Origin of the sequence: Holdemanella porci (assembly GCF_019052655.1) — a bacterium.
Lineage (GTDB): Bacteria > Bacillota_I > Bacilli_A > Erysipelotrichales > Erysipelotrichaceae > Holdemanella > Holdemanella hominis.
In genome coordinates this window covers 1-5,933 of record NZ_JAHQVB010000093.1, presented here as the reverse complement: position 1 = coordinate 5,933, position 5,933 = coordinate 1, and the positions used below count along the sequence as shown (strand labels likewise).

General features: G+C 34.5%; 4 protein-coding genes, 2 tRNA genes and 1 pseudogene. 2 read left to right on the top strand and 5 right to left on the bottom strand.

The features are described 5' to 3' along the window. Positions 1-62: 62 nt before the first annotated feature. On the bottom strand, positions 63-290 hold the full coding sequence (locus KTQ83_RS11070) for a DUF1653 domain-containing protein (protein ID WP_186999668.1): 228 nt from the start codon (positions 288-290) through the stop codon (positions 63-65). A gap of 448 nt (positions 291-738) precedes the next feature. On the opposite strand from KTQ83_RS11070, the gene KTQ83_RS11065 reads away from it, so the two are divergent. Together KTQ83_RS11065 and KTQ83_RS12760 are read left to right on the top strand one after the other, a co-directional pair. Next, positions 739-1,680 carry an Abi family protein gene (locus tag KTQ83_RS11065; RefSeq protein WP_186999667.1) on the top strand — a complete coding sequence of 314 codons (942 nt, stop codon included), beginning with the start codon at positions 739-741 and terminating at the stop codon, positions 1,678-1,680. Between the two features lie 118 nt (positions 1,681-1,798). Next, positions 1,799-1,963 (top strand): annotated as a pseudogene (locus KTQ83_RS12760) (zinc-ribbon domain-containing protein); the annotation flags it as partial. Positions 1,964-2,182: 219 nt separating this feature from the next. Here the strand turns inward: KTQ83_RS12760 and recD2 are convergent. From recD2 to KTQ83_RS11040, 4 genes are all read right to left on the bottom strand, one after another. Further along, entirely contained in the window at positions 2,183-4,288 is a 2,106-nt protein-coding gene (gene recD2 / locus KTQ83_RS11055; protein ID WP_217256839.1) for an SF1B family DNA helicase RecD2, read from the bottom strand. Beyond that, positions 4,272-5,432 carry a tRNA 2-thiouridine(34) synthase MnmA gene (gene mnmA / locus KTQ83_RS11050; protein WP_186999664.1) on the bottom strand — a complete coding sequence of 387 codons (1,161 nt, stop codon included), beginning with the start codon at positions 5,430-5,432 and terminating at the stop codon, positions 4,272-4,274. The genes recD2 and mnmA overlap by 17 nt, the downstream gene beginning before the upstream one ends. 76 nt (positions 5,433-5,508) lie before the next feature. After that, positions 5,509-5,595 (bottom strand) — tRNA-Leu (locus KTQ83_RS11045). A gap of 26 nt (positions 5,596-5,621) precedes the next feature. Continuing rightward, positions 5,622-5,708, bottom strand: a tRNA-Leu gene (locus KTQ83_RS11040). Positions 5,709-5,933 lie beyond the last annotated feature (225 nt).

Below are 5,933 nucleotides of genomic sequence, written 5' to 3'. Positions count from 1 at the left end.
CACATTTTTTGTGTTCCTCTTAAAAGATGCCATTTCTTAACTTAATGACATTGGACCTTAGCCTATTCTTCAACAAGTTCAAATCGATATTCCTGCTTCACATCCGGATACTTGTCACGATCTACTTTTGACACAAACATTTCATATGGACGAACAAAATACTTATAATCCCCATATAATGCTTGATAAACTACCATCTTCTCTTGCGTTTCCGTATGCATCGCAACACACAACACTTTATAAGTGTTTCCTTTAAAATGTCGATATATTCTATTTTCTAATACTTTCATTTGTTACTTTTTTGAAAGTAAAAAGAAATAAACAATATGTTCGGAGTAGCGTAGAGCCTATGTTCATCGTATGTGAGGAGTTTTGTTCACAATTCTTCTCTTAGACAAAACATTTACGTGTACAATTAGTTCATAGTCGTGTTTTGTACACATTAGAATAGGAAAAAGATACAAACATTTTGTTTATACAGGGAATCTTCTTGTGTTAAGAGTTTTGTTCATAGGACGAAGAGAAATTATATGGCATATTGTAGAGGGACTATAAATTAATTTTTGCATTATTCAAAAAAATATGTTATATTATAGTCAGTAACGGGGCCGCATGAGATTATGCCGTTGAAATTGAAAGGTAGCTCCTTTTAATGAGGCAAAGTCAACTAGGGCGGACGGCATGCATTTGCCGGCAGAAGGATATTTCCTTCTGCTTTTTTTTAAAGGTGAGAAATTTATGGCAACCATTAATAAAGAATATAAAACGATTAATGAGCGTATTGGGATATTACAATCTAGAGGACTATTATTTAAAAATATAAATAAGGCCAAAGAGATTTTATTAGAACATCCATATTTTGATATCATAAACGCTAATGAAAAATTATTTTGTAAACCCAATACTTCTTCTAAAGAATATTTTTCTCATATCTTTTTTGAAGATTTATATGGTGTTTATTCATTTAATAATGAATTATCTAAGCTTACAATGAATTCGCTTTTATCAGCAGAATCAAAGTTAAAAAATTCACTAGCATATCGTTTTTCTGGTAGATATTGTTATAATATTTCCCGAACTGAAGAATATCTGAATCCCAATAATTATATTCAGCCGACTCAACGAGCGCTTTATTACAAATTTTCTGATTTCACACCTTTTACCGATAATGACTATGTTCAAAAACTAAAACGCCAGAACAATTATATGGCTGCTTATGATAAATTACCTTTTTGGATTGCACTAAAAGGAATAGTTTTGGGTACAACCATCTTATTTATCCAATTTTTAGACCCTATAACAAAAAATGAAGTGAAGAAGGATTTAAAAATGGATAAATTTTCAGATGATGGATTTGAATTTGGTATATATATTTTAAAAGAAATTAGGAATTCTTGTGCGCATGGAGCCATGATTTATAGATTTTCAAAATCTCATAGAATATCTACAGTGAACGTTCAAGCTGGCATAAACGAATTTCATTTAAGCCAAAGTGCAATAAACTATATGGATACATTGAAAGTTCTATCTTTTTTTTCGACAGACCGTGAAATCAGAGCAATTAAAATGAGCATATTTAAATTTTACTTAAAATACACAGTAAGAGGCAAAAGATGGATGGCTAAAAAAATTCTTGGTAAAATGGGAAATCAACATATAACCAAATGGTTGAAAATATAATATTATTTTAATCCTATTAATTCCAATATTCCCTCTTTCAATTTTGAATGTTTTAACAATTTCTTTTCTAGCTCTTTGCTCGAGATTGCGGTTGGAGTAATTAGAGCTTTCTCCTGACGAAGTACTGCCTACAAGCAAAGAAATGGTTTACTGGCAATGCAAAGACTGTGATCGAAAATATCAGCAGTCAATCGCTATGCGTGTAGAAAAGTTTGAACGTGGTTTCGTTTCTTGCACCTATTGCAGCGGTCGTCACCAAAAAGAAATCTATAGGCTTCTCTAGCCTGCCAAAAAGAAAAAGAAGTATGTCCAATTCTGGAGTCATACTTCTCTTTTTTTGTCCATGAAACAAGTTGAAAAACAGGGGTTTTGTCGATTTTTCCCGTTTTTGTCCAATTTAGAAAATTAGGTTCATGTATGGGTTTTGTAGATTTTTTCGATTTTTCCCTCATTTTGAAAATTTGGTTCATGTAGGGGTTTTGTCGCCTTTCCGTTTTTTCAGCTAAAAAAATTTTTTGGTTTCTTCATAAATTCTTTCCTGCAACGTTGTTTGACGGATACGCTTTAATTTTAAGCGCACCTGCGTTTCAAATAAGCTCCTATTGCCAATAATAAAAAGCTGTTTTTTAGCACGCGAAATCGCTGTATATAAAAGACGCTTTTCTAACATATTTTTCGCATTCACATCCACAATACAGAATACCGTCTGATATTCATTACCTTGAGATTTATGAACGCTGATACACCATGCGTGTTTTAAGTAATATAGAAAGTCTGTTGAAAAATCAACGATCGCATTTGTGAAATCCACTGAAATCACATTCTGTTTTGAATCAATTTCAACAATCGTACCAATATCCCCATTATAAACATCTTCATCCGGTAAATTCTTCAACAACATGACCTTATCGTTTTCACGAAAGATTGTTGTTCCTACCTTCATCTGATTCTTTTGCGGACTTTTTGGATTGAACAACACCTGCATCTGACGATTGATCTCATCAATACCAGCAGCCCCCTTATACATTGGTGCCAATATCTGCATGGAATCTAGATCCATATCTTTGACATAATCGATTAGGGCATCCATAATTTTTGGCGTTGTTCTTTCAATAAACTCAACACCATCCTCATAATGACACGTAGTTTCTTCACGAATTTCTTTTGCCAAAGTCACGATTCCAGAACCACTTGACTGTCTAAAAATCTTCTTTAGATGGACCGTATCAATCACATCCGATTTAATTAGATCTTCTAACACCTTTCCAGGACCCACACTCTCTAACTGATCTTCATCACCAATTAAAAGAATGCGACAACGCTGAGGAAGCGCCTTTAATAATTGGGCAAATAAGTGGGTATCCACCATACTAAACTCATCCACAATAATAAAGTCGATATCTAATGGATCATCCTCATTTTTGCCAAAGGAATTATCTTCTAAGTTCCACTGCAGCAAGGAATGAATGGTTCTTGAATCACAATTTGAAAGTTGTGCAAGTCGCTTTGAAGCCCTTCCTGTCGGTGCACAAAGCTGAATCTTACTATCTGGATACACATCCTTACAAATTTCCAAGATTCCTTTTACAGTTGTTGTCTTACCAGTACCTGGACCACCCGTTAAAATCATGAACGAACGATCGAAGAACAATTGAATCGCATCCTTTTGTTCCTGATCATATGTTATAGCTAAACTAAACTCTACTTGTTTGATTTTTGATTCAACATCCACACTTTCCACTTCAAATAAATGAGTCTTCAACTCTTTGGCAATCACGACCTCATCTTCATGTAAAGTAAAAGGATAGATTCTAGTATTTTCAACATACAAATATTGAAGTGAAACCAAACGATCAATACTTTCCTGAATCAAGGATTCATTTACACCACGTACATTTTGAAAGATTGTCGCAAATGTAATATATGTATTTCCAGTTGCCATAGATAGTTGTCTAGCTAATTCATAAATATAGGCATCCAATCTTCTTGGATCCTCATTGGATAAGCCTATGGCACTTGCCATCTTACAAGCAGTTTTATATCCAAAACCATACACTTCATAATAAGGTTTGAAACAATCCTCTTCAATCACATCCAACACATTATCATATGTGTCCAATAACATCTGAATCTGTCTTGGACTCAAGCCATACTTTAATAGCTTTGCGTATGTCTCATTAAATCCTGTAAATTCTTGAATGCCCTTTTGAATAATTAACATCTTTTTGGCAGTCAAATTGGGCACTTCATGTAAAAGTTCTGGATTATTATGAATCTTCTCTAAGCAATTCTCACCAAGAGTCTCATAAATACTTTCGGCTGTTTTTTTACCAATCGTAGGAAAATTCTCACCACAAAGAAAATGAATAATCGCATCCGAATTGTCTGGCAATTTCTTTTTGGCCATATCCACACGAAACTGCTCCCCATACTTAGGGTGTTTTACATATTCCCCATGCAAAACATATTCTTGATCTTCGATTGGATCTTCAATTCTTCCAGCCGCTGTAAAATTATGATACGTCTTTAATTCTGAAAATCCAGCAACGACATAATGATTGGCTTTATTTTCAAATATGATATATTCAAGCCTAGCCTCGATGTCCATTGGCTGTCTCCATAATCAATTGATTTAAATTCTTGCCTTCCTTGAAGACTTCTTCAATGACACCCCCACCAATGCACTTGTCACCATCGTAGAATACAGCTTCCTGTCCTTCTGTAACAGACGCAATCGTTTGTGGATATTTTACTAACACACTTGTATCATCCAATCTTTCGATTTCAATATCCTGATCCTTTTGACGATACCTAAATTTACAAGTACACTTTGTTGGAATCTCATCCAAACATGGCAAAATCCAGTTGATTCCTTTTACAACACACGAATCTGAATACAATAAATCTCTTTGATCTGTACGACATACATAAAGAATGTTCTTCACAACATCTTTTCCAACCACAAACCAAGGACCCTTTTCATGATCTATATTTAAACCTTTTCTTTGTCCAATCGTGTAATATAAAACGCCCACATGACGTGCAATGACTTTACCTGTATTCACATCTACAATGTCACCATCTTTACTAGGAAGATAGTTCGATAAGAATTGTCTGAAGTTTCTTTCTCCAATAAAACAAATACCCGTACTATCTTTCTTTGTTGCAACCGATTCTAAGTTTAATTCAGAAGCAATCTGACGAATTTCTGGCTTTTCTAAATTTGCCAAAGGAAAAATCGTTTTAGCCACCTTACTCTTTTCAACCTGACACAAGAAATATGTCTGGTCTTTATTCTGGTCTTTGGCACGTGTTAAATACGTAAAGCCAGTCTCATCCTCTTTGTTTGAAGCATAATGCCCTGTAGCCACCTTATCAAAACCTTGTTTCATAGCATATTCAAAAAATGAATCAAACTTAATATATTTATTACATAAAATATCTGGATTTGGCGTACGGCCCTTTTCATATTCACTTAAAAACGTTTTAAATACGTTATCCCAATACTCTTCAATAAAATCAACACGTTGTAAAGGTAAATCCAAATGATTGGCAACCGCTAACGCATCTAAATAATCCTGTTCCTGAGGACAAGTATCATCTTTGATTGTAGGATTTCCTGCAATATCATTATTCGCAAAACTATCCCAGTTACGCATAAAACAACAAGTCACATCATACCCTTGTTTCTTTAATAAATAAGCTGCAACAGCAGAATCTACACCACCACTTAATCCAACTAATACTTTCATATGTAATCCTCCAACTATCAAAAATTATATCATAAAAAAGGACCAAGCCCGAAAAACTTGATCCAACAATTCAAAATGGTGCCCAGGGCCGGACTCGAACCGGCACGGTATCGCTACCGGTGGATTTTGAGTCCACTGCGTCTACCAATTTCACCACCCGGGCAAAAAATAAATATTTAATTTTAAAAATGGTGCCCAGGGCCGGACTCGAACCGGCACGGTATCGCTACCGGTGGATTTTGAGTCCACTGCGTCTACCAATTTCACCACCCGGGCATTGCTTGACTATTATATCAAAAGATAGAATTTCATGCAAGGATTTTTTAAAAAAAGCCACTAAAAAGTGACTCTTTCATGAAATCTAAAATTTCATTCTCACTCTTAGACAACGACTGCTTTACTTTCTTTTCTAAAATTACCGTGAGTCATGATTTTAAGGCATCATTCACCTGTTATGAAGTGACCTTTGTCAAGACAAAATTACACTCATATTCTAAAAAT

Excerpts from the sequence above, each read along its gene's own strand:
- KTQ83_RS11070 (WP_186999668.1), bottom strand. The coding sequence starts at position 290 with ATGAAAGTATTAGAAAATAGAATATATCGACATTTTAAAGGAAACACT.
- KTQ83_RS11065 (WP_186999667.1), top strand. The coding sequence starts at position 739 with ATGGCAACCATTAATAAAGAATATAAAACGATTAATGAGCGTATTGGG.
- recD2 (WP_217256839.1), bottom strand. The coding sequence starts at position 4,288 with ATGGACATCGAGGCTAGGCTTGAATATATCATATTTGAAAATAAAGCC.
- mnmA (WP_186999664.1), bottom strand. The coding sequence starts at position 5,432 with ATGAAAGTATTAGTTGGATTAAGTGGTGGTGTAGATTCTGCTGTTGCA.